The organism is Acidovorax sp. KNOB132, assembly GCF_057541515.1.
On sequence record NZ_BAAJYT010000461.1, the window covers coordinates 1 to 1,807 of the forward strand.

At 73.4% G+C, this 1,807-nt stretch carries 1 protein-coding gene and 2 pseudogenes; all 3 read left to right on the forward strand.

What is annotated here, in order from left to right:
• A pseudogene (locus tag AC27IO_RS23700) lies at nt 1-291 on the forward strand (ABC transporter ATP-binding protein); the annotation flags it as partial.
• A gap of 67 nt (nt 292-358) precedes the next feature.
• Entirely contained in the window at nt 359-928 is a 570-nt protein-coding gene (gene cobO / locus AC27IO_RS23705) for a cob(I)yrinic acid a,c-diamide adenosyltransferase (protein WP_272564138.1), read from the forward strand.
• Nucleotides 929-954: 26 nt separating this feature from the next.
• Nucleotides 955-1,699, forward strand: a pseudogene (bluB, locus tag AC27IO_RS23710) (5,6-dimethylbenzimidazole synthase).
• Nucleotides 1,700-1,807: the final 108 nt, after the last annotated feature.

Genomic DNA, 1,807 nt, shown 5'->3' on the forward strand with positions numbered 1-1,807 from the left:
GTGCTGCTGATGGACGAACCCCTGGCCAACCTCGATCCGCCGCACCAGGCCGACTGGCTGCACGCCATGCGCGCGCTGGCGGCGGGCGGCGGCACGGTGGTGAGCGTGCTGCACGAGGTGTCGCTCGCGCTGCAGGCCGATGACATGGCCATCATGGACCGCGGCCGCATCGTGCACCATGGCGCCTGCGCCGACCCGGCCACCCACGCCGCGCTGCAGGCCGTGTTCGACCAGCGCATCCAGGTGCAGCAGGTGGCGGGCCTGTGGGTGTCGCTGCCGCGCATCGACTAGGGCCCGGCCGGCGTCCCGACCACCGCTTTCGCCCCCTTTTTTTCGAACGACTTCCGAGACATTGCGCATGCAGATCGAAACCCCTCCCGCCGAACGGCGCTCCGAAAAACCCGACGGCGAGCGCCGCGGCATCGTGCTGGTCAACACCGGCAACGGCAAGGGCAAGAGCACCGCCGCGTTCGGCCTCGCCCTGCGCGCCCACGGGCGCGGCAAGCCGGTCAAGATCTTCCAGTTCATGAAGGTGCCCACCGCGCGCTTCGGCGAGCACCGCATGTTCGAGCAGCTGGGCATCCCCATCGAGGGCCTGGGCGACGGCTTCACCTGGAAGAGCCGCGACATCGACCAGTCGGCCGAACTGGCCCGCGCCGGCTGGGAGCGCGCGCGCGCCGCCGTGCTGGGCGGCGAATTCTTCCTGGTCGTGCTGGACGAGATCACCTACCCGCTCATCTACGGCTGGCTGCCGCTCGACGAGGTGCTGCAGGTGCTGCGCGACCGCCCGCGCCATGTGCACGTGGTGCTCACCGGCCGCCGCTGCCCGCCCGAGGTGATCGAACTGGCCGACACCGTGACCGAGATGGGCATGGTCAAGCACGCGTTCCAGGCCGGCGTGCCGGCGCAGCGCGGCATCGAGGATTGAGCCCCGCCGACCACCCCCGCGCCGCGATGCCACCCCCCACGCCGTCCGCCGACAGTGCGCAGGGCGCCGCCTTCTCCGCAGAGGAGCGCGCCGCCGTGTACCGCGCCATCCGCGAGCGCCGCGACATGCGCCACTTCGCGGGCGGGCAGGTCGCGCCCGAGGTGCTGGCGCGGCTGCTGGAGGCCGCGCATCACGGCCCCAGCGTGGGCTTCATGCAGCCCTGGCGTTTCATCCGCGTGGCGGATGGGGCGCTGCGCGGGCGCTGCATGCCTGTGTGGAGGCCGAGCGCCTGCGCACGGCCGAGGCCCGCTGGGCGGGCGCGGCGCGGAGTTCCTGCGCCTGAAGGTCGAGGGCCTGCGCGATGCGGCCGAGTGCATCGCCGTGGCGCTGGCCGATGGCCGGGAGGCGCACGTCTTCGGCCGCCGCACGCTGCCGCAGATGGACCTGGCCTCGGTCGCCTGCGCGCTGCAGAACCTGTGGCTGGCCGCGCGCGCCGAGGGACTGGGCATGGGCTGGGTGTCCATGTTCGACCCCGCTGCCGTGGGCGCGCTGCTGGGCCTGCCGCCCGGTGCCGAGGCGGTGGCGCTGCTGTCCATTGGCCCGGTGTACGGCTTCTACGAAGAACCCATGCTGCAGCAGGAGCGCTGGGCGCGCCGCGCGCCGCTTCGCACCGTGGTGTTTGACAACGCCTGGGGCCAGCCGGCGCCCTGGCTGGCGGAAGGCGTTGCCGCGGACCCGATGCCTGCCGCCGGCGAAAAGGGCCCCGGTTGATGGACGCCGCCTGGGCCCTGGCCCTCGCGCCCGCCGCGGCAGTGCCGCTCGCGCTGGCCATCGACCGGTGCTTCGGCGAGCCGCCCGTGGCCGTGCACCCCGTGGTCT

What these genes read in the sequence shown, in the direction of transcription:
- cobO (WP_272564138.1), top strand. Translation starts at nt 359, where the DNA reads ATGCAGATCGAAACCCCTCCCGCCGAACGGCGCTCCGAAAAACCCGAC.